The following is a 20,891-nucleotide window of genomic DNA, read 5'->3' as shown; positions in this document are numbered from 1 at the left end:
CGTCACGGCAGGAGGGGTGTGGTGTCCCGGTACGGGTTGACCGGCTCGGGGACCCGCTCCACCGTCCGGGCGTCGACCGCCACCGAGGCCGTCGCCGTCCCCAGCCCGCCGCCGCCCCCGGGGTGCCACGTGCCCGTCACGGTCACCCACGTGTCGGCGGGGGGCGCGGGGGCGCCGTGCACGCGGACACGCAGCGACCGGGAGTCGGCCGCGCAGCAGCTGACGACGAGCCGGGTGAGGTACCAGGTGCCGGCGCGGTCCTTCGCGGGGGTGACGAACCCGGTCATCAGGACCGTCCGGCCGGCGAGGCTCCGGTCCCGGTCCTGCTGGACCCGGGCGATGAACCCCGACAGGGCGAGCGGGGCCGGGTCGGCGTCCGGCAGCGGGTCGAACTCCGCGACCCGGGCGACCGCGTTGCCGGTCTCGCGCGCCGCCGTGTACGAGCCGAGCGCGGGCGGGGCGTACAGCAGCAGGGCGAGGACGGGCAGGAACAGCACCCAGGCGACCCGCGGCCCGCTGCCGTGGTCGTGCCCGTGCCCGTGCCCGTGGCCGTCCCCGGGCTCGTCCCCGTCCCGGTGCGCGGGCCCGTGGCCGTCCCCGGGCCGGTCGTCCCCCTTCTCGCCGGCGTCGCGGCGGGGCACGAACGGCAGCCCGTCCCGTACCGCTCCGACCACACCGAGGACGAGCAGCAGTACGGCGGACGCGACCAGGAAGGGGCGCAGGCCCTCCTTCACGTACCGCAGGTAGACCTGGCTCAGCACCGAGATGTGCAGGACGGCGGCGCCGGTGAGCAGCAGCAGGACCGCCTGGACGTGCCGCCTCACAGCAGCCACCATCCCGTCAGGCACGCGCACGTCACCGCGACGACGGCGGTGGCGGCCGAGAAGCGCACCGCGAAGGGCCGCCCGAAGGTGCCGGCCTGGAGGGCGATCAGCTTCACGTCGACCATCGGCCCCACCACCATGAACGTCAGCCGCGCGGTGGCGGAGAAGCCGGTGAGCGAGGCGGCGACGAAGGCGTCGGCCTCCGAGCAGACGGCGAGGACGACGGCGAGCGCGGCGAGGAAGAGCACCGACAGCCACGGGGAGTCGGCGAAGGCGTCGAGCACGGAGCGGGGGACGAGCACGTTGAAGCAGGCCGCCGCCATGGCGCCGACGACGAGGAAGCCCCCGGCGTGCAGGAAGTCGTGCTGGAAGCCGATCCGGAACTCCTCCCAGCGGCTGTGCCCGGCCCGGTGGCCCGCGTGCCGCGCGGGCATCCTCAGCCACTCGGCCCGCCCCCACCTCAGCCAGAGCCAGCCCATGGTGGCCGCCGTCGCGAGGGACGCCACGAACCGGGCGGCCACCATGTCCGGCCGACCGGGGAAGGCGACCGCGGTGGACACCAGCACGACGGGGTTGACCGCGGGCGCGGAGAGCAGGAAGGCGAACGCCGCGGCCGGGGTGACCCCGCGTCTGATGAGGCTTCCGGCGACCGGCACGGAGGCGCATTCGCAGCCGGGGAGCACCACGCCCGCCGCACCGGCGACGGGCACGGCCAGGGCGGGGTTGCGGGGCAGCACCCGGCTGAACACCCGTGCCGGGACGAAGGCGTTGACGGCCCCGGAGACGACGGTGCCGAACAGCAGGAAGGGCAGCGCCTGCACGGTGAGCGCCACACAGACGGTCTGCCAGGCCCGGAAAGCGGGGTGGTCCAGCATGGGCACCGCGAGCGCGGCGACCAGGAGCAGCGACCCGGCCCCGGTGACGGCGACGGACGGCGGTATCGCGCCGGGTGGACGCGTTCCCGCCGGTACGGCTCGGTTCATGGGGCGACACCTTAGCCGCCGCGGCGAATGACAATCATTTCGGGTTGCGGGACGGTCGCCGTGGGTGTCCTCGCGACGTCGTCGGGGAGGGGTGGACGGTCGCCGGCGAGCAGTACCCTTATTGGGGCATATCAGACATAACTGAGGGGGTCGGGACCCATGTCGACAGGAACCCTCCTGGCGATCGTCATCCCCGTCGCGGTGATCCTGGTCGTCCTGGCCGTGGTCGCCCTCCTCGTCCTCCGGAGCCGCCGCCTGCGTGAGCGGTTCGGACCCGAGTACGAGAGGACGGTCGAGGACACCGGAAGCCGGCTCGCGGCCGAACGGGACCTGAGCGCTCGGGAGAAACGTCACGACGAGCTGGACATCCGACCGCTGCCGCATGAGGTGCGGGAGCGGTACACCCGCGAATGGAGCGACGTCCAAGGGGAGTTCGTGGACCGTCCGGAGGAGGCCGTGCGGGACGCGGACCTTCTGGTGACCTCCCTGATGCGGAAGCGCGGCTATCCGACCGAGGACCTCGACCAGCAGCTCAGGGACCTCTCGGTCGAGCACGGCCGCACGGTCGAGCACTACCGTGCCGCGCACGAGGTCAACGCCCTGAGCATGCGGCACCAGGCCACGACGGAGCAGCTGCGCGGAGCGATGGTGCACTACCGGGCCCTCTTCGACGAACTGCTCTCCGACGGGGGCCAGTCCCGTCACGCCCCGGCCTGAGCGCGCGCGGACACGGTGGAGGAGGAGACATGCGACACGAGGACATACCAGGACCGGGCGAAAGCGGCCTGTCCACCGAGGACATCACCCAGCCGGGCGGCACCGGCGCGGTCGCCGGCGAGCGGCCCGATCCGCCCGTCTTCCCCGGCGAGAGCACCATGACACCCGCCGGGACGGCGCCGGACGAGACGACGCCCGACGAGACCCCGGCCGCCGGGCCGGCCACCGAGCCGGGCCCGGGAGTGGCCGTTGCGGCGGAGGACGAGTCCCCGCGGCTCCTCACCGAGGAGGACGAGGAGGGCTTCCGGACCCGCTGGCAGGACGTCCAGACCCGGTTCGTCGACGACCCCCGCGAGGCCGTCCACCAGGCCGACACCCTCGTCGCGGACGTCATGCGGCAACTGGCCACCACGTTCGCCGACCACAAGAAGGGGCTGGAAGGGCAGTGGAACCGGGGCGAGGAGGTGGACACCGAGGACCTCCGCAAGGCGCTCCGCCAGTACCGGTCCTTCTTCAACCGGCTGCTGACCACCTGACCGCCGAGGTGGCCGAGGGGCCGTGCGGACACCGTCCGCACGGCCCCTCGGCCCGCCGCCCCGTCCCGGGGCCGGTCAGCCGCCGAAGACGGCCGGGTCGGGACCCAGGCGCTTGCCCTCGTCGAGGGCGGCCAGGGCCGCGAGGTCGTCGGCGTCCAGCTCGAAGTCGAAGACGTCGATGTTCTCCTGGATCCGGGACGGCGTCACGGACTTCGGGATCACGATGTTGCCGAGCTGGAGGTGCCAGCGCAGCACCACCTGGGCCGGGGTCCGGCCGTGCTTGCGGGCGATCGCGACGATGGTCGGGACCTCCAGCAGGCCCCTGCCCTGGCCCAGCGGCGACCACGCCTCGGTCCGGATGTCGTGCCGGGCGTGGAACGCGCGGGACTCCGCCTGCTGGAGCTGCGGGTGGAGCTCGATCTGGTTGAGCACCGGGACGACGGAGGTCTCCGCCAGGAGGCGCTCCAGGTGCTCGGGCAGGAAGTTGGAGACGCCGATGGCCTTGGCGCGGCCGTCCGCGTGGATCTTCTCGAACGCCTTGTACGTCTCGGTGTACAGGTCCTTCGAGGGCACCGGCCAGTGGATCAGGTACAGGTCCACGTAGTCGAGGCCGAGACGGCCCAGCGACTCGTCGAACGCGCGCAGCGTCGCGTCGTGGCCCTGCTCGCTGTTCCAGAGCTTGGTGGTGACGAAGAGCTCGTCGCGGGCGATGCCGGAGGCGGCGATGGCCTCCCCGGTGCCCTTCTCGTTCCCGTAGATGGCTGCGGTGTCGATGCTGCGGTATCCGGCCTCCAGGGCCGTGCCCACCGCCTTCGCCGCCTCGTCGTCGGGCACCTGCCAGACACCGAAGCCGAGCTGCGGCATGGAGACGCCGTTGTTGAGGGTGATGGAGGGGACCTTGCTCACGAGCGGTCGATCCTTACGTCGTCGGTTGTTACCCACAGGTGCAACGATCACCTTCCGCAACCTGTTCCCGGTAACCGCGTGCCGCACCCCGGTCGGCGGCACAACACCTCGGCTCGGCGGCACGGAGCCCCGCCTCAGCGGTACAGCGCCTCGACCTCCGCCGCGTACGCCGTCTCGATCGCCTTGCGCTTCAGCTTCAGCGACGGCGTCAGCAGCCCGTGCTCCTCGGTGAACGGATGCGCGAGGATCCGGAACGTACGGATCGACTCGGCCTGCGACACGAGCGTGTTCGCCGCCACCACGGCCCGCCGTATCTCCGCCTCCAGCGCGGGGTCCCGCACCAGCTCGGCGGGCGGCAAGGGCGGGCGGTTCTGCACGGCCAGCCAGTGGTCGACCGCCTCCTGGTCGAGGGTCACCAGCGCCGCGATGTACGGCCGGTCGTTGCCGACCACGATGCACTGCGCCACCAGCGGGTGGGACCGCACCCGCTCCTCCAGGCCGGACGGCGGCACGCTCTTGCCGCCCGAGGTCACCAGCATCTCCTTCTTCCGCCCGGTGATGGTCAGGTACCCGTCCGCGTCGAGCGCGCCCAGGTCGCCGGTGGCCAGCCAGCCGTCGCGGAGCACGGTGGCGGTCGCGGCCGGGTTCCCCAGGTACCCGGAGAAGACGTGCGGGCCGCGCAGCCACACCTCGCCGTCCTCCGCGATGTGGACCGCCGTGCCCGGGATGGGCGGGCCGACCGTGCCGTACTTGGTCCGCTCCGGCGGGTTGGCGGTGGCCGCCGACGCCGACTCGGTCAGCCCGTACCCCTCGTACACGGTGACGCCCGCGCCCTCGAAGAACAGCCCGAGGCGCCGGGCCATCCCGGACCCGCCCGACATCGCGTGCCGCACGCGCCCGCCCAGGGCGTCGCGCACCTTCCCGTACACGACCTTGTCGAAGAACTGGTGCTGCACGCGCAGCGCCGCCGACGGGCCGGGGCCCAGCCCGAAGGCCTTCGCCTCCAGCGCCTCCGCGTAGCGCACCGCCACCTCGACGGCCTTGTCGAAGGGCCCGGCCTTCCCGTCCGCCTCCGCGCGGCGCCGCGCCGCCTGGAAGACCTTCTCGAAGATGTACGGGACGGCCAGCACGAACGTCGGCCGGAACGCGGCCAGGTCGGCCAGCAGCGGGCCGGCCGCCAGTTGCGGCTGGTGGCCGAACTTGACCCGCTTGCGGATCGCCGCGACCTCCACCATCCGCCCGAAGACGTGGGCCAGCGGCAGGAACAGCAGCGTCGACGCCTCGTCGCCGGGCTTGGAGTGGAACACCGGCTCCCAGCGGCTGACCAGGGTGTCCGCCTCGAACATGAAGTTCGCGTGCGTCAGCACGCACCCCTTGGGGCGGCCCGTCGTCCCCGAGGTGTAGATCACCGTGGCGATCGACTCGGGCGTCACCGCACGCCGGTGCCGCTGCACCACCTCCTCGTCGATCCGCGCCCCCGCCGCCATCAGCCCGGGGACCGCCCCGGCGTCCAGCTGCCACAGCCGTTTCAGCCGGGGCAGCCGGTCGACCACCGAGCCGATGGTCATGGCGTGGTCCTCGTGCTCCACCACGCACGCGGTCACCTCGGCGTCGTGCAGCATCCAGTGGACCTGGTCGGCGGAGGAGGTGGGGTAGACCGGGACGGACTGCGCGCCGACCGTCCACAGGGCGAAGTCGAACAGCGTCCACTCGTAACGGGTGCGCGCCATGATGGCGACCCGGTCGCCGAACCGCACGCCGTCCGCCAGCAGCCCCTTGGCGAGCGCCAGCACCTCGTCCCGGAACTCCGCCGCCGTCACATCGGCCCACCGGCCGTCCGCGTCCTTGCGCCCCAGCGCGACGCGGTCCGGATCGTCCCTGGCGTGCTCGAATACGGAATCGGCCAGTCCGCCGACCAGGGGAGCCGTCGCCACGGGTGGGACAGAGAACTCGCGCAATGGCCTGCTCCTTGGGGGGTGCTCCGCACGGCGGAGGGTGACGGTACCCCAGACGGGACCCGCGCGGGAGGCCCTTCGGGAACCCCCGTCCACCGGGCATCACCACTGGTCAGAAGCGGAGTGCCCGGCCATCGGGGTGGGTGCGCCCGGACTACTGACTGCCGGGTAAGTAGCGGCTGCCGGAATCTCCACGGAATCTGTACGCCCCGCTCACGCCCGGCCGCCGTCACGCCCCGGAGGCGGGTCGCCTGATCCACGACGGCCACCGCCGGTATGACGGCCAGGGCCGTCGCCACGACGGAGGATGTCGGCCCGTCGTCCGCGCCCCGGCGCCGCCCGCCGGACGTGCGGGCCCCCGCCGCGCCGACGGGCGCCCGGCCGTCGTCCGGCCCTTGCGCGCCCGGGGGCTCACCGGATCGCCCGCGCGACGCAGCCCGCGACTTCATCCAGGACGTTACGGGAGGCGCGCAGGGGTGCACGGGCCCAGCCGCCGGGAAATGGCGACAAGACGATCTGCCGGCCGAATGGCGCTTCCAGGAGGGCGACGTGGTCCGGTACCGGACCAAGCCCGTCACCCCGGCCGCCGTCCCACGCCGCCTCCGGCCGGTGCCCGCGGCCCGCTCGCGCACCCCGCCGCCCCGCCATGATCACCCGGCTCGGTACCGTGAGGCCATGCCCTCACTCGACGCCCCGGAGGCCGCCCGGTGAACCGCGGCTGGATACGCCCCGGCGCCGCCCGCCCCTGCTCCCTGGTGGTCTGCCGGGGCTGCTGCTGCGGTGACGCCCGCAAGCACCCCGGTACCGACCACGCCGGCCAGCTGGCCCGCATCCGGGAGGCCGCCGCGGCCTCCGGCGGCCGGCTCGCCGTCCGGACCAGCGACTGCCTCGGGCCGTGCGGCCAGGCCAACGTGGTGGTCGTCCAGCCCTCCACCGAGGCCCGGCGGCGCGGCGCCCGGGCCGCGTGGATCGGCTGGGCGCTCGACGACGACTGTCTCGACGACATCCTGGCGTGGGCGGAGGCCGGCGGGCCGGGCGTCGCGGAACCCCCGGCCACGCTGGCGCTCCAGATGATCGACCCGCCGAGGAAGTAGCGGTACGGCGAGGGCGCCCCCGTCGGCCGCACCGTCCCGTACGCCGGGTGGAGGCCGGTCGGGGACGTCAGCCCCGGAGGTCCGCCGCCTCCAGGGCGACGCGGTGCTCGCCCGCGTACACGTTCATGTTCGCGCCGCGCAGGAAGCCGACCAGCGTCAGGCCCGCCTCGGCGGCCAGGTCCACGGCGAGCGACGACGGCGCCGACACCGCCGCCAGCACCGGGATGCCCGCCATCACCGCCTTCTGTGCCAGCTCGAACGACGCCCGGCCCGACACCAGAAGGATCGCCCGGTCCAGCGGCAGCAGGTCCTCCCGCAGCGCGCGGCCGACCAGCTTGTCCACCGCGTTGTGCCGGCCGACGTCCTCCCGCACGTCCAGCAGCTCGCCGTCCTCCGAGAACAGCGCCGCCGCGTGCAGCCCGCCGGTCCGGTCGAAGACCCGCTGCGCCGCCCGCAACCGGTCGGGGAGGTCCGCGAGGAGCCCGGGCCCGACGCGCAGCGGGGGAGTGTCGGCGATCGGGAAGCGGGCGGTGGTCCGCACGGCGTCGAGGCTGGCCTTGCCGCACAGCCCGCACGACGAGGTGGTGTAGACGTTCCGCTCCAGGGTGATGTCCGGGACGGGCACGCCGGGAGCGAGCTGGACGTCGACCACGTTGTACGTGTTGGTCCCGTCGTCCTTGGCGCCGGCGCAGTACACGATGTTCCGCACGTCGGCGGCGGAGCCCAGGACGCCCTCGCTGACGAGGAAGCCGGCCGCCAGCGCGAAGTCGTCCCCCGGCGTGCGCATGGTGATCGCCAGGGGCCTGCCGTTCAGCCGGATCTCCAGCGGCTCCTCGGCGACCAGGGTGTCGGGGCGGGTCGAGACGGCCCCGTCCCGGATGCGGATGACGCGGCGGCGTTCGGTGACCCGTCCCATGCTGATCAGTCCCGGTTCTGCACGTGGTGGTGGCCGCGGCGGCCTTGAGCGCGGCGGTTGCCGCGGGGTCACCGGGTCGTCGTGCGGCGAGGTGACCCCGACGGTCCATTGTCCGTCACGGGCGGGGGCGCGGTCGCGGCCGGCTCCGCGCCGGGCGGGAGCGGGCGCTCGGGGGCCGTGCCCGGCGCCGGTCACGCGGCCGGAGCCGGCCGGTCCGGCGGGGCGGACGGCGCACCGGCGGGCTTCGCCCCGGTTTTCGCGCGGCGGGGCGGCTGGGAAGGGGGATGTTGCGGACTCTCCAAGAGGTTGGCGCAAATCCTGTTGGTTCAGTTGACCGGTTACTCACCGGTCGCTGACGAGACTGAGGAGCTCCTGCCCCGGCCGGAGACCGGCCGGGGCATTCGCAGCACTTCACACAAGGGGGTCCCGGGCATGACGGGCACTCGTATCGCCGCGCTCGGGCACTACCAGCCCGCCAAGATCCTGACCAACGCCGACCTGGCCGAGCTGGTCGACACCAGCGACGAGTGGATCACCAGCCGGGTCGGCATCCGGACCCGCCACATCGCGGGCCCCGACGAGCCCGTCGACGAGATGGCCGCCCACGCGGGCGCCAAGGCGCTGGCCGCCGCCGGGCTCACCCCGGCCGACGTCGACCTGGTCCTGGTCGCCACGTCCACGGCGATCGACCGCTCCCCGAACACCGCGGCCCGGGTGGCCGCCCGGCTCGGCATGGGGGCACCCGCCACCATGGACCTCAACGTCGTGTGCGCCGGGTTCACCCACGCGCTGGCCACGGCCGACCACGCCGTACGGGCGGGTTCGGCGGCCCGCGCGCTGGTGATCGGCGCCGACCAGATGACCGCGGTCACCGACTGGACGGACCGGACCACCTGTGTCCTGGTCGGCGACGGCGCGGGCGCCGCGGTCGTGGAGGCGGCACCCGGCGAGGCGGGCATCGGCCCGGTGCTGTGGGGTTCCGTCCCGGAGATGGGTCACGCCGTCCGTATCGAGGGCACTCCGCCGCGGTTCGCCCAGGAGGGCCAGGCGGTGTACCGCTGGGCCACCACCCGGCTGCCGCCCATCGCCCGGAAGGTGTGCGAGCGGGCGGGCGTCGCGCCCGAGGACCTGGCGGCGGTGGTGCTGCACCAGGCGAACCTGCGGATCATCGAGCCGGTCGCGCGGCGGATCGGCGCGGTGAACGCGGTGATCGCCCGCGATGTCACCGAGTCCGGCAACACCTCGGCCGCGTCCATCCCCATGGCGTTGAGCAAGCTGGTCGAACGTGGCGAGGTCGCGTCGGGCGCGCCCGCGCTGTTGTTCGGTTTCGGCGGCAACCTCTCCTACGCAGGCCAGGTCGTCCGCGTCCCGTGACGGGGTGACGGGGTGACGGGGTGACGCGTGCCGGGGCGGCCCTGTGGCGCCCGCTCTGCCCGGTGCGGGTGCGCCGTCCACCGCACTCGCCCCGCGGCTCGGACGCCGCCCCCCGCGCGGGCGCCCCGCCCCGTATCCGCAGCGACACGCCTCCGTCGGCAGGGGTGATCCGGCTTTGTCCTGGCTGTGGAGAAAGTTGACGTCGATTGGCGCGCAACTTCTTCCCCCTGCGGCAAAGCGCTGCTACGTTCCCCTCCGAAGCAGCACACCGAGGCCGGACTCGACGGCGGGGAGGGACGCGTGAGACGTATGACGGCTCGACCCGCCAACGCGCACCAGGCCCGGCTGTTGCGGCTGTTGCGCGACGGGGGGCCCAACTCCCGCGCGCAGCTGGGCGATCAGGTCGACCTGTCCCGGTCCAAGCTGGCTGTCGAGGTGGACCGGCTCCTGGACACCGGGCTCGTGGTGGCGGACGGTCTCGCCGCGTCGCGCGGCGGCCGGCGGTCGCACAACATCCGCCTCGCGCCCGGCCTCCGGTTCCTGGGCGTGGACATCGGCGCCACCTCGATCGACGTCGCCGTCACCAACGCCGAGCTGGAGGTGCTGGGCCACCTCAACCAGCCCATGGACGTCCGCGAGGGCCCGGTCGCCGTGTTCGAGCAGGTGCTCGCCATGGCGGCCAAGCTCAGGGCGTCCGGTCTGGCCGAGGGCTTCGACGGCGCCGGGATCGGCGTACCCGGCCCGGTCCGCTTCCCCGAGGGCGTACCGGTCGCGCCGCCGATCATGCCCGGCTGGGACGGATTCCCGGTCCGGGAGGCGCTCAGCCAGGAGCTGGGCTGCCCGGTCATGGTGGACAACGACGTGAACCTGATGGCGATGGGGGAGCAGCACGCGGGCGTCGCCCGCTCCGCGCGCGACTACCTCTGCGTCAAGATCGGCACCGGCATCGGCTGCGGAATCGTCGTCGGGGGCGAGGTCTACCGCGGTACGACGGGCAGCGCCGGCGACATCGGCCACATCCAGGTCGTCCCGGACGGCCGCCCGTGCGCCTGCGGCAACAGGGGCTGTCTGGAAGCCCACTTCAGCGGCGCGGCGCTCGCCCGGGACGCCGAGGACGCGGCGCGCGCCGGCCGGTCCGAGGAGCTGGCCCGCCGCCTGGAGGCGGCCGGGAGGCTCACCGCCCTGGACGTCGCCGCCGGCGCCGCCGCCGGTGACGCCACCTCGCTCGCACTGATCCGCGAGGGCGGCAACCATGTGGGCCAGGTCATCGCCGGGCTCGTCAGCTTCTTCAACCCCGGCCTGGTGGTGATCGGCGGCGGGGTGACCGGCCTCGGCCACAACCTGCTCGCCGCCGTCCGCACCCAGGTCTACCGCACGTCCCTGCCCCTGGCCACCGGAAACCTGCCCATCGTCCTGGGCGAGCTGGGTGCCGTCGCGGGGGTCACCGGCGCCGCCCGGCTCATCAGCGACCACCTGTTCTCACCGGCCTGACCACAGGCGCGGCACCCGCACGGCCACGTACCGACCCCGTACGCACCACCCCGTACGCAACGCCACCGCACACCTGGTCCTCCGCCCTGCCCGCTCACCGGCACCGCACCCGCCCGCCGAGGGGATTCGTCATGGCAACACCGGAACCACCCCTGCTCACCATGTCCGGCATCACCAAGTCGTTCCCCGGCGTACGCGCTCTCGACGGCGTCGACCTGGAGGTCCGGCCCGGTGAGGTCCACTGCCTCCTCGGCCAGAACGGCGCCGGGAAGTCCACCCTCATCAAGGTCCTCGCCGGCGCCCACCAGCCCGACGGCGGCACGATCACCTGGCGCGGCGAGCGGGTCGCGCTCAAGTCGCCCATCGCCGCGATGCGCCTGGGCATCGCGACCATCTACCAGGAACTCGACCTGGTGGAGGGCCTGTCCGTGGCCGAGAACGTCTTCCTCGGCCACGAGCCCACCACCGCCGGCTTCGTCGTACGCGGCCGGGCCGCCCGCGCCGCCACCGCCGCCCTGCTGCGCCGCCTGGGCCACCCGGAGATCGACCCGGCCCGACCGGTCGGTGACCTGCCGGCGGCCCAGCGGCAGATCGTCTCCATGGCTCGCGCGCTCTCCCACGACGTACGCCTCATCGTGATGGACGAGCCGTCCGCCGCCCTCGACCCCGACGAGACCGCCAACCTCTTCCGGATCGTCCGCGGCCTCACCGCCGACGGGGTCGCCGTCGTCCACATCTCCCACCGCCTGGAGGAGATCCGGCGCATCGGCGACCGCGTGACCGTACTCAAGGACGGACGTGCCGTCGCCGGGGGGCTGTCCGCCGAGGACACCCCGACCCGCGACATCGTTGCCATGATGACCGGCCGGAACGTCGGGTACGTCTTCCCCGAACGCCCCTCGGCCCCGCCGCCCCGCACCCGGACGCCGGTCCTGAGGACCGAAGGGCTCACCCGCGAGGGCGAGTTCGCACCGGTGGACCTGGAACTGCGGCCCGGGGAGATCGTGGGGCTCGCCGGACTCGTCGGCTCCGGACGCTCCGAGATCCTGGAGACGATCTTCGGCGCGCGCCGCCCCACCGCCGGCCGCGTCCTCGTCGACGGCCGCCCCCTGCGCCCCGGCAGCGTCCGCGCCGCCGTCCGCGCCGGGCTCGGCCTCGCCCCCGAGGAACGCAAGGCGCAGGGCCTGCTGATGCTCGAATCCGTCACACGCAACGTCTCCGTGTCGTCCCTGTCCCGCTTCTCGCGCGGCGGCTGGATCGACCGCGCCGCCGAACGCGACGCCGCCCGCACCGCCACCCGCGAGCTGTCGCTGCGCCCCGACGACCCCGACGCCCGCGTCCGTACCCTCTCCGGCGGCAACCAGCAGAAGGCGGTGCTCGCCCGCTGGCTGCTGCGCGGCTGCCGCGTCCTCCTCCTCGACGAGCCGACCCGCGGTGTGGACGTCGGCGCCCGCGCCGAGCTGTACGCCGTGATCCGCCGCCTCGCCGACGACGGGCTCGCCGTCCTGCTGGTCTCCAGCGAGGTGCCCGAGGTCCTGGGCCTCGCCGACCGGGTGCTGGTGCTGCGGGAGGGGGAGGTCGTGCACACGGCGCCCGCCCCGGAGCTCGACGAACACCGCGTACTCGACCTGGTGATGGAAGGGAGCCCGACGTCATGACCCAGCCCGCTCCGGTCACGACCGCCGAACCACCCGTGGGCAAGGCCGGCGGCCGCCCGCCCCTGGGGCTGCGGGCCGACGTCCGCAACCTCTCCCTCCTGGGCGTCCTCGCCGTGCTGATCGCGGTCGGTGGCATCACCAAGCCCGACCAGTTCCTCGACACCTCCAACCTCCAGCTGGTCCTCACCCAGGCGTCCGTCATCGGCGTCGTCACCGTCGGCATGACGTTCGTCATCACCAGCGGCGGCATCGACCTGTCGGTCGGCGCGATCGTCGCCCTCGCGTCCGTGTGGGCGACCACCGTCGCCACCCAGGAGTACGGCTTCGCCGGCATCCTGTTCACCGCCGTGGTGGTGGGCCTGGGCTGCGGCCTGGTGAACGGCGTCCTCATCGCGTACGGGGGGATGGTCCCCTTCATCGCGACGCTGGCCATGCTCGCCTCGGCACGCGGGCTCGCCCTCCAGATCACCGACGGCCGGACCCAGATCGTCACCGTCCAGTCCGTCCTGGACCTCGGCGTCCCCGACGCGTACGTGCTCGGCGTACCGCCGCTCGTGCTGGTCTTCGCCGCCGTGACCGTGATCGGCTGGCTGCTGCTGAACCGCACCACCTTCGGCCGGCGCACCGTCGCCGTCGGCGGCAACGCGGAGGCGGCGCGGCTCGCCGGGATCGACGTACGCCGCCAGCGCCTCTACCTGTACCTGCTGTCCGGCCTGTGCTGCGGCATCGCGGCGTTCCTGCTGATCGTCCTGGCCGGCTCGGGCCAGAACACCAACGGCAACCTGTACGAACTCGACGCCATCGCCGCCGCGATCATCGGCGGCACCCTCCTCAGCGGCGGGCGCGGCACCATCGTCGGCTCGGTGCTCGGCGTGCTCGTCTTCACCACGATCACCAACATCTTCGCCCTGAACAACCTGCAGAGCGACGTCCAGCAGATAGCGAAGGGCGCGATCATCGTCGCCGCCGTCCTGGTCCAGCGCCGCACCGCGCGCGGCCCCGGCGAGGCCTGACACCCCGCCACGCCCGCTCCCGTGCCACCGCCCCAACGGAAAGGGTCGAACCGTCATGCCACCAACGAGCCGCAGAGGACTGCTGTTCGGCACCGCCGCCGTCTCCGCAGGCGCCCTGCTCACCGCCTGCACCAGCAACGAACCCAAGAACGCCGCGCCCGCCGCCGGCAACGCGCCCGCCGCCGACGACAAGCCCGGCTCGCCCGTCACCATCGGCTTCGCCGGACCGCAGGCCGACCACGGCTGGCTCAACGCCATCAACCAGAACGCCAAGCGGCGGGCGGAGAAGTACTCCGAGGTGACCCTGGAGATCACCGAGGGGTCCAACGACACCGCCGCCCAGATCGGCCAGATCCAGACCCTCATCAACAAGAAGGTCGACGTCCTGGTGGTCCTGCCCGCCGACGGCAAGGCCCTCACCCAGGTGGGACTCCAGGCCATGAGGGCGGGCATCCCGGTGATCAACCTCGACCGGGTCTTCGCCTCCCCGCAGGCGTACCGCTGCTGGATCGGCGGCGACAACTACGGCATGGGCCTCAACGCCGGCCGCTACATCGGCGAACAGCTCAAGGACAAGCCCGGCGCCAAGGTCGTCGAACTGGCCGGCCTCGACAACCTGGAGCTGACCAAGCAGCGCACCCAGGGTTTCGACGACGCCCTGAAGAACTACCCCAACATCACCAAGGTGGCACGCCAGGCCGCCGAGTTCACCGTCGAGTCGGGCCAGGCCAAGATGGCCCAACTCCTCCAGGCGCAGCAGCGGTTCGACGCCCTGTGGAACCACGACGACGACCAGGGAGTGGGCGCCCTGCGCGCCATCCAGCAGGCGGGCCGCGACGACTTCCTGATGGTCGGCGGGGCGGGCGCCAAGTCGGCGATGGACGCCATCAAGGCGGACGACAGCGTGCTGAAGGCCACCGTGCTCTATCCGCCGACCATGGCCGCCTCCGCCATCGACCTGGCCCGCGCGCTGGGCCAGAAGAAGGGCGTCGGCGGCATGTCCGAGCTGGAGATCCCCGCCTCGATCACCCTCTACTCGGCCGTCGTCACCAAGGACAACGTCGACGACTACCTGCCCACGGGCTTCAACTGACCCGGCTTCGCGCCCCCACCGAGCAACCGACGAGGAGGAACCGAATGGCCGGGAAGGAACACAACGGCGGCCGCGCCCCGGGCCGGACCCTGGGGATCGGCATGGTCGGGTACGCGTTCATGGGCGCCGCCCACTCACAGGGCTGGCGCACCGTGGGCCGCGTCTTCGACCTGCCGCTGCGGCCGGTGCTCGCCGCCGTCTGCGGACGCGACGCAACCGCCGTGCGGGCGGCCGCGGACAGACACGGCTGGGCGGCCACCGAGACCGACTGGCGGGCCCTCGTCGCGCGCGACGACGTCGACGTGGTGGACATCTGCACCCCCGGCGACAGCCACGCGGAGATCGCCATCAGCGCCCTGGAGGCGGGCAAGCACGTCCTGTGCGAGAAGCCCCTGGCCAACACCGTCGCCGAGGCGGAGGCCATGGTCGCCGCCGCCGACCGGGCCCGCGCCCGGGGCCGGGCCGCCATGGTCGGCTTCAACTACCGGCGCGTGCCCGCCATGGCGTACGCCCGGGAGCTGGTCGCCGACGGACGGCTGGGCGCGCTGCGCCACGTCCGGGTCACCTACCTGCAGGACTGGCTGGTCGACCGGGACTTCCCGCTGACCTGGCGGCTGGAGCGCGAGCACGCCGGGTCGGGCGCGCTCGGCGACCTGGGCGCGCACATCGTGGACCTTGCGCAGTACCTGGCGGGGGAGCCGATCGTGGGGGTGTCGGCGCTGACCGAGACCTTCGTGCGCGAGCGCCCACTGCTCGCCGGCGCGTCGTCCGGGCTCTCGGCGTCGGGGGGCGCCGAGCGCGGGCCGGTGACGGTGGACGACGCGGCGGTGTTCACCGGGCGGCTGGCGTCGGGGGCGCTGGTGTCGTTCGAGGCGACGAGGATGGCGGCGGGCCGCAAGAACGCGCTGCGGCTGGAGATCAACGGCGAGCGCGGCTCGCTCGCCTTCGACCTGGAGCGGCTGAACGAGCTGTCGTTCTACGACGGGGGCGACCCCGCGCGGTCGGCCGGCTTCCGGCGCATCCTGGTCACCGAGCCCGACCACCCCTACCTGGAGGCGTGGTGGCCGCCCGGGCACGCCCTGGGCTACGAGCACACGTTCGCCCACCAGGCCCGCGACCTGATCCACGCCATCGCCTCGGGCACCGAGCCGGCGCCGTCCTTCGCGGACGGGCTGCGGGTGCAGCGGGTGCTCGCGGCGGTGGAGGAGAGTGCCGAGAAGAACGCCGTCTACACCCCCGTGACGCCGTAGGAGGTCCGCCGTGCCACGCCCCTTCACCCTTTTCACCGGCCAGTGGGCCGACCTGCCTCTGGAGGAGGTCTGCCGCCTCGCCCGCGACTTCGGTTACGACGGCCTCGAACTCGCCTGCTGGGGCGACCACTTCGAGGTCGACAAGGCGCTGTCCGACCCGTCCTACCTGGACGGCCGGCGGGCGCTGCTCGACAAGTACGGCCTGACGTGCTGGGCGGTCTCCAACCACCTGGTCGGCCAGGCCGTCTGCGACCACCTCATCGACGAGCGGCACCAGGCGATCGTGCCGGGGCGGATCTGGGGCGACGGGGACCCCGAGGGCGTACGGCGGCGGGCCGCGCGGGAGCTCGCGGACACCGCGCGGGCGGCCGCCGCCTTCGGCGTACGGACGGTCGTCGGGTTCACCGGGTCGTCCATCTGGCACCTGGTGGCGATGTTCCCGCCGGTGCCGGAGCGGATGATCGAGCGCGGCTACCAGGACTTCGCCGAGCGGTGGAACCCGATCCTGGACGTCTTCGACGCGGAGGGCGTGCGGTTCGCCCACGAGGTCCACCCCGGCGAGATCGCGTACGACTACTGGACCACGCGGCGGGCCCTGGAGGCGGTGGACGGACGCCCTGCCTTCGGCCTCAACTTCGACCCGAGCCACTTCGTGTGGCAGGACCTCGATCCGGTCGGCTTCCTCTACGACTTCCGGGACCGGATCTACCACGTCGACTGCAAGGAGGCGCGGCGGCGGCTCGACGGCCGCAACGGCCGGCTCGGCTCCCACCTGCCGTGGGGCGACCCGCGGCGCGGCTGGGACTTCGTGTCCGCCGGGCACGGTGACGTGCCGTGGGAGGACGTCTTCCGGATGCTGCGCTCGATCGGGTACGACGGGCCCGTCTCGGTGGAGTGGGAGGACGCGGGGATGGACCGGCTGACCGGTGCTCCGGAAGCGCTTGCCACGCTGAAGCGGTACGACTTCGACCCGCCCACGGCCTCCTTCGACGCCGCGTTCGGAGGTGCCGACTAAGCGGTGACAGCAGGTGGACGGCCCGGTGGCGCACCCGCCACCGGGCGGTCCACCCTGCCCGGCGACGGCTTTGTCCACCGCCGGGAAGAAGTGGAACCGAGGTCGTGCACAAGGGCTTTCGGCTCCGGACCAACCCGGCTAACGTCCCTCTCGTACCACCCTGAGGTGTACAGGTCAGCAACACCCGGCTCGGCCCCCTTCCGACCGACGACCAGCGTGACGGCGCACGCCGGTCCCCGGACAACCCGGCGCGGCACCCCCGGCAAACCGTGGGAGCCGCCCCATCGAGGCACCAGGCAACTCGCCCGTACCCCGGCCTTCTCCGGAGGACATTCGTGCACAGGAAAACGCTCGGAGCACACAAGGCACGCAAGGCACTCGCCCTCCTCACCGGCGGCCTGCTCGCCGCGACGTCGTTCGCCCTCGGCGCCCCACCGGGCATGGCGGCCGAGACACCCGCCGCCGCGGCGGAGGAGCAGTTCCAGCAGGTCACTCTCGCCAAGGGCGGCGAGGAGGTCGGCGAACCGATGTCGCTGGCCGTGATGCCCGACCGCAGCGTGCTGCACACCTCGCGGAGCGGGGAACTGCGGCGTACCGACGCCGCCGGAAACACCCGGGTCATCGGCACCGTCCCGGTCTACTCCCACGACGAGGAGGGTCTGCAGGGCGTCGCCCTCGACCCGGACTTCGCGCGCAACCGCGCCGTCTTCCTGTACTACGCGCCCCCGCTGGACACCCCCGCCGGGGACGCGCCCAACGACGGCACGCCCGCCGACTTCGCGCGGTACGACGGTGTCAACCGGCTCTCGCGGTTCACCCTGAAGCCGGACGGCACCCTGGACAACGCCAGCGAGAAGAAGGTCATCGACATCCCCGCGACGCGCGGCATCTGCTGCCACGTCGGCGGCGACATCGACTTCGACGCGCAGGGCAACCTGTACCTGTCGACCGGCGACGACTCCAACCCGTTCGCCTCCGACGGCTTCACCCCGATCGACGAACGGCCCACCCGCAACCCCGCCTACGACGCGCGCCGCACCTCGGGCAACACCAACGACCTGCGCGGCAAGATCCTCCGCATCAAGGTCGCCGACGACGGCTCGTACACCGTGCCCGACGGCAACCTCTTCACCCCCGGCACCGCGAAGACCCGCCCCGAGATCTACGCGATGGGATTCCGCAACCCCTTCCGCTTCAGCGTCGACAAGAAGACGGGCGTGCTGTACGTCGGCGACTACGGGCCCGACGCCGGCGCCGCCGACCCCGCCCGCGGCCCGGCCGGCCAGGTCGAGTTCGCCCGCGTGACCAAGCCGGGCAACTTCGGTTGGCCCTTCTGCACCGGCGACAACGACCCGTACGTCGACCACGACTTCGCCACCAGGACCTCCGGCGCCCCCTTCGACTGCGCGGCGCCGAAGAACGACTCGCCGCACAACACCGGCCTGGTCGACCTCCCGCCGGCCGAGCCGGCGTGGATCCCCTACGACGACGGGTCGCTGCCCGAGTTCGGCTCCGGGTCCGAGTCACCGATGGGCGGACCGGTCTACCACTACGACCCCGCCAACACGTCCCCCGTCAAGTTCCCGGAGGCGTACGACGGGGACTTCTTCGCCGGTGAGTTCGGGCGCCGCTGGATCAAACGCATCGAGCACGACGCCGACGGGACGGTGCGGTCGATTAACCCGGTGCCGTGGACCGGCACCCAGGTGATGGACATGGCCTTCGGCCCGGACGGCGCGCTGTACGTCCTCGACTACGGCACCGCCTGGTTCGGCGGCGACGAGAACGCCGGCCTCTACCGCGTCGAGAACGCCACCGGGGGCTTCTCGCCGGTCGCCGAGGCATCGGCCAACAGGACGTCCGGCAAGGCACCGCTGCGGGTCGCCTTCTCCTCGGCGGGCACGGCCGACGCCGACGGCGACGCCCTCACCTACAGCTGGGACTTCGGCGACGGCACCGGCACGTCGACGGCGGCGAACCCCACGTACACGTACCGGAGGAACGGCACGTACACCGCGACCGTGACCGCCACCGACCCCACCGGACGGACCGGCTCGGCCAGCGTCCACGTGGTCGTCGGCAACACGGCCCCCAAGGTGACGCTCGACCTGCCGCAGGAAGGCGCCCTGTTCGACTTCGGCGACGAGATCCCCTTCAAGGTGACCGTCACCGACCCCGAGGACGGCACGATCGACTGCGCCAAGGTCAAGGTCACCTACATCCTCGGCCACGACAGCCACGGCCACCCGGTCACCTCCGCCAACGGCTGCACCGGCACCATCAAGACCTCGGCGGACGGCGGCCACGACCCCAACGCCAACATCTTCGGGGTGTTCGACGCCGAGTACACCGACGGCGGAGGCGGCGGCCAGGCCGCGCTGACCAGCCACGACCAGGCACAGCTCCAGCCCCGGCACCGCCAGGCCGAGCACTTCTCCGCCCAGTCCGGCATCCGCACCCACGACAAGGGCACCGCGCACGGCGGCAGGACCGTCGGCGACATCCACAACGGCGACTGGATCTCCTTCACGCCCTACCACCTCTCCGGGTCCACCAAGCTCACCGCCCGGATCTCCTCGGGCGGCGCGGGCGGCTTCCTGGAGGTACGCGCCGGATCGGCGACCGGCACCCTCCTCGGGTCCGCCCCGGTGCCGGTGACCGGCGGCTGGGAGACCTTCCAGGACGTCGACGTCCCGCTGCGGGCCGTGCCGAAGCGGACCACGCAACTGTTCCTGGTGTTCAAGGGCGGGGCGGGAGCCCTCTACGACATCGACGACTTCGAGCTGTCGGACGCGCCGGTGGACCGCACCGCCAAGCGGGTCCTGGTCTTCTCCAGGACCGCCGGCTACCGGCACAACTCCATCCCGGCCGGCATCGCCGCCCTGAAGGAGCTGGGGGCGTCCAGCAACATCACGGTCGACGCCACGGAGACCGCCGCCCAGTTCACCACCAGCAACCTCGCCCGCTACGACGCGGTGGTGTTCCTGTCCACCACCGGTGACGTCCTGGACGCCGAGCAGCAGAAGGCGTTCGAGCACTACGTCGCCACCGGCGGCGGGTACGTCGGGGTGCACGCCGCCGCCGACACCGAGTACGACTGGGAGTTCTACGGCGGCCTCGTCGGCGCCCACTTCGCCTCGCACCCGCACATCCAGCCCGCCACCGTCCGCGCCGAGGACCACCGGCACCCCGCCACCGCACACCTCCCCGCGGCCGGCTGGGAACGCACCGACGAGTGGTACAACTACCGCACCAACCCGCGCGGCCAGGCCCGCGTCCTCGCCACCCTCGACGAGACCACCTATCAGGGCGGCACCATGAAGGGCGACCACCCCATCGCCTGGTGCCAGGGCTACCAGGGCGGGCGCGCCTTCTACACCGGCGGCGGCCACACGGCCGCGTCCTACGCCGAACCCGCCTTCCGCCAACACCTGCTGGGCGGCCTGCGGTACGCCACCGGACAGGTGAAGGCGGACTGCGCCCCGCGGACCGGACACCGCCCCCTGTTCAACGGGCACACCCTGGAGGGCTGGAAGCAGGCCGGGCCGGGGAGGTTCACCGTCGTGGACGGTGAGCTGCGCACCGAGGGCGGTATGGGGATGCTCTGGTACCAGGCGAAGGAGCTCTCGTCGTACTCGCTGAAGCTGGACTGGAAGATGACGGACGACGACAACTCCGGCGTGTTCGTCGGGTTCCCGGCGTCCGACGACCCCTGGTCGGCCGTGAACAAGGGCTACGAGATCCAGATCGACGCCACGGACGCGGCCGAACGCACGACCGGCGCCGTCTACGGCTTCGCGTCGGCGAACCTCAAGGCCCGCGACCGGGTCCTGCGGCCCCCCGGCCAGTGGAACAGCTACGAGATCAAGGTCCAGGGGGAGCGGCTCCAGGTGTTCCTCAACGGTGTGAAGATCAACGACTTCACCAACACCGACCCGGTCCGCAGCCTGAAGGACGGCTACATCGGCATCCAGAACCACGGCGCCGACGACCAGGTGTCCTTCCGCGACATCCAGCTCAAGGAGCTGCCCTCGTCCCCATAGGGGCCGCTCCGGTCAAGCCGGCG

General features: G+C 72.9%; 16 protein-coding genes. 11 read left to right on the top strand and 5 right to left on the bottom strand.

What is annotated here, in order from left to right; genetic code table 11:
- Positions 1 to 2: 2 nt before the first annotated feature.
- Positions 3 to 824, bottom strand: coding sequence for a TIGR03943 family putative permease subunit (locus AC07DW_RS11360; RefSeq protein WP_478857395.1), 822 nt, complete (start codon positions 822 to 824; stop codon positions 3 to 5).
- Entirely contained in the window at positions 821 to 1,699 is an 879-nt protein-coding gene (locus AC07DW_RS11355; RefSeq protein ID WP_478857491.1) for a permease, read from the bottom strand. The genes AC07DW_RS11360 and AC07DW_RS11355 overlap by 4 nt, the downstream gene beginning before the upstream one ends.
- Before the next feature lie 267 nt (positions 1,700 to 1,966).
- Here AC07DW_RS11355 and AC07DW_RS11350 point away from each other — a divergent pair, with 267 nt between their 5' ends.
- Positions 1,967 to 2,524, top strand: a complete 558-nt coding sequence (locus AC07DW_RS11350) for a hypothetical protein (RefSeq protein ID WP_478857394.1) — start codon at positions 1,967 to 1,969, stop codon at positions 2,522 to 2,524.
- Positions 2,525 to 2,553: 29 nt separating this feature from the next.
- Complete coding sequence (locus AC07DW_RS11345; RefSeq protein ID WP_478857393.1) at positions 2,554 to 3,060, top strand: PB1 domain-containing protein; 507 nt, start codon at positions 2,554 to 2,556, stop codon at positions 3,058 to 3,060.
- A 75-nt stretch (positions 3,061 to 3,135) separates the two neighbouring features.
- On the opposite strand, the gene AC07DW_RS11340 is transcribed toward AC07DW_RS11345, so the two are convergent.
- Together AC07DW_RS11340 and AC07DW_RS11335 are read right to left on the bottom strand one after the other, a co-directional pair.
- Positions 3,136 to 3,966: an aldo/keto reductase gene (locus AC07DW_RS11340; RefSeq protein WP_478857392.1), complete on the bottom strand. Its 831-nt coding sequence runs from the start codon at positions 3,964 to 3,966 to the stop codon at positions 3,136 to 3,138.
- Positions 3,967 to 4,100: 134 nt separating this feature from the next.
- Positions 4,101 to 5,924, bottom strand: coding sequence for an AMP-dependent synthetase/ligase (locus AC07DW_RS11335; RefSeq protein ID WP_478857391.1), 1,824 nt, complete (start codon positions 5,922 to 5,924; stop codon positions 4,101 to 4,103).
- A 704-nt stretch (positions 5,925 to 6,628) separates the two neighbouring features.
- On the opposite strand from AC07DW_RS11335, the gene AC07DW_RS11330 reads away from it, so the two are divergent.
- Positions 6,629 to 7,015: a (2Fe-2S) ferredoxin domain-containing protein gene (locus AC07DW_RS11330; protein WP_478857390.1), complete on the top strand. Its 387-nt coding sequence runs from the start codon at positions 6,629 to 6,631 to the stop codon at positions 7,013 to 7,015.
- Positions 7,016 to 7,082: 67 nt separating this feature from the next.
- Here the strand turns inward: AC07DW_RS11330 and fdhD are convergent, their stop codons facing one another.
- Positions 7,083 to 7,931 carry a formate dehydrogenase accessory sulfurtransferase FdhD gene (fdhD, locus tag AC07DW_RS11325; RefSeq protein WP_478857389.1) on the bottom strand — a complete coding sequence of 283 codons (849 nt, stop codon included), beginning with the start codon at positions 7,929 to 7,931 and terminating at the stop codon, positions 7,083 to 7,085.
- Positions 7,932 to 8,363: 432 nt separating this feature from the next.
- Between fdhD and AC07DW_RS11320 the strand changes: the two genes are divergently transcribed.
- From AC07DW_RS11320 to AC07DW_RS11285, 8 genes are all read left to right on the top strand, one after another.
- On the top strand, positions 8,364 to 9,305 hold the full coding sequence (locus tag AC07DW_RS11320) for a beta-ketoacyl-ACP synthase III (RefSeq protein WP_478857388.1): 942 nt from the start codon (positions 8,364 to 8,366) through the stop codon (positions 9,303 to 9,305).
- A 309-nt stretch (positions 9,306 to 9,614) separates the two neighbouring features.
- Positions 9,615 to 10,796 carry an ROK family transcriptional regulator gene (locus AC07DW_RS11315; protein WP_478857387.1) on the top strand — a complete coding sequence of 394 codons (1,182 nt, stop codon included), beginning with the start codon at positions 9,615 to 9,617 and terminating at the stop codon, positions 10,794 to 10,796.
- Between the two features lie 131 nt (positions 10,797 to 10,927).
- The gene (locus AC07DW_RS11310; RefSeq protein ID WP_478857386.1) at positions 10,928 to 12,454 is read left to right on the top strand and encodes a sugar ABC transporter ATP-binding protein; all 1,527 of its coding nucleotides are present in this window, start codon (positions 10,928 to 10,930) and stop codon (positions 12,452 to 12,454) included.
- Positions 12,451 to 13,467 carry an ABC transporter permease gene (locus AC07DW_RS11305; protein WP_478857385.1) on the top strand — a complete coding sequence of 339 codons (1,017 nt, stop codon included), beginning with the start codon at positions 12,451 to 12,453 and terminating at the stop codon, positions 13,465 to 13,467. Before AC07DW_RS11310 ends, AC07DW_RS11305 begins: the two co-directional genes overlap by 4 nt.
- Positions 13,468 to 13,522: 55 nt before the next feature.
- Positions 13,523 to 14,560 (top strand): substrate-binding domain-containing protein, encoded by a 1,038-nt coding sequence (locus AC07DW_RS11300; RefSeq protein ID WP_478857384.1) that lies wholly within the window; start codon positions 13,523 to 13,525, stop codon positions 14,558 to 14,560.
- 44 nt (positions 14,561 to 14,604) lie between these two features.
- The gene (locus AC07DW_RS11295; protein ID WP_478857383.1) at positions 14,605 to 15,810 is read left to right on the top strand and encodes a Gfo/Idh/MocA family protein; all 1,206 of its coding nucleotides are present in this window, start codon (positions 14,605 to 14,607) and stop codon (positions 15,808 to 15,810) included.
- A gap of 10 nt (positions 15,811 to 15,820) precedes the next feature.
- A complete protein-coding gene (locus AC07DW_RS11290; protein ID WP_478857382.1) occupies positions 15,821 to 16,825 on the top strand; it encodes a sugar phosphate isomerase/epimerase family protein in 1,005 nt (334 codons plus the stop codon).
- A gap of 335 nt (positions 16,826 to 17,160) precedes the next feature.
- Positions 17,161 to 20,868, top strand: coding sequence for a ThuA domain-containing protein (locus AC07DW_RS11285; protein ID WP_478857381.1), 3,708 nt, complete (start codon positions 17,161 to 17,163; stop codon positions 20,866 to 20,868).
- Positions 20,869 to 20,891: the final 23 nt, after the last annotated feature.

It is taken from the genome of Streptomyces sp. NPDC045701, from assembly GCF_056432045.1.
Note: the sequence above shows the minus strand (reverse complement) of the source record. Positions and strands in the feature narration are given on the sequence as shown.